Annotated in this window: 1 protein-coding gene; it reads right to left on the bottom strand. The window is 70.9% G+C overall.

Translation table 11 applies throughout. The annotated features are described in order from the left end of the window. The coding region (locus tag FKP22_RS31035; RefSeq protein WP_211361681.1) for a condensation domain-containing protein at positions 1–1,203 on the bottom strand (1,203 nt) is incomplete at both ends.

Raw genomic sequence — 1,203 nt, 5'->3', positions numbered from 1 at the left:
GAAGGTGCGCACGTACAGCAGCTCGCGCCGCTCGAACTCGGCCACCAGCTCGGCCGGCAAGCGGCGCAGCATCTCGCGCCCGTCGACGATGGGCGTGGCGCCGCCGACCGGCGATGGCAGCTCGCAGAAGAACCACTGCTTGCGCGGCCAGCGCTCCAGGTGCGCGCTCTCGTTGTGGAAGAGGATCATCTCGTCCTCGGGATACGGCGTGGAGCGGTAGGTGTTGCGCCCGCCCTCCTTCTTCGGCAGGTCGCCATAGCTGCCGTAGAGCTGCGGCTCGATGGCCTCGGCGAAGCACTCGAAGTCCTGCGGCGTGTGCAGGCCGGTGTTGCGGAACAGCAGGCCACCGTGGCGCGCCAGCAAGGCCTCGACCTCATCCGCATGGCCGCGCGCCCAGGCGGCGAGGTCCAGGCCCGGCTGCTGCGCCTGCAGCACCAGCGGGAAGTTGCGGCCGGGCTGCAGCGGGCGGGCCTGCAATGCACCGCCGACCAGCTGGACCGGCGCTGCGGCGCGCGGGCCTTTCAGCGCCTGCAGCGCGGCGAGCTTGGCGGAGGTGTCGAGCTTGCGCGGCGGCGTGGCGGTCAACGAAGAAGGGTCAGCGGTCATGGGCAGACGTTCCGGAGAAGGCAGCAAGGTGTGCAGCGGCTGGCCGGGCTGCTGCACGATGGCCTGCAGCAACTGCTGCCAGGCCTGGGCATGGCGGGCCACGGTTTCGCGCCGGTACAGCGCGGTGGCGTAGACCCAGTCGACCAGCAGCGCGCCGCCGTCCTGGCGCACGAACACGGCGAGGTCGAACTTGGATTCGTTGAGCTGCTGCGGCAGCACCTCGATGCGCGCGCCCGGCAGCTCGAAGCGCACCTCGGGCGTGTTCTGCAGCACGAACAGCATCTGCACCAGCGGGTTGCGGTCGCGCGGGCGCGGCACCCCGGCCAGCTCGACGATCTCGTCGAACGGTGTGAGCTGGTGGTCCAGCGCCTGCAGCGCCGCACGCTGGCTGGCTTGCAGCCAGTCGGTGAACGAGGGCCAGGCTTCATTGCCGGTGGCGGCGGGCAGCCGCGAACGCAGCGGCACCACGTTGACGAAAAAGCCGATCAGCGGCTCCAGGTCCGGGTGCCGGCGGCCGGCCACATCGGTGCCGATCACCAGGTCGTCCTGGCCGCACAGGCGATGCGTGAGCGCAAGGAAGGCGGCCAGCAGCACCTG

The organism is Ideonella azotifigens, assembly GCF_006519715.1.
Lineage (GTDB): Bacteria > Pseudomonadota > Gammaproteobacteria > Burkholderiales > Burkholderiaceae_C > Ideonella > Ideonella azotifigens.
Note: the sequence above shows the minus strand (reverse complement) of the source record. Positions and strands in the feature narration are given on the sequence as shown.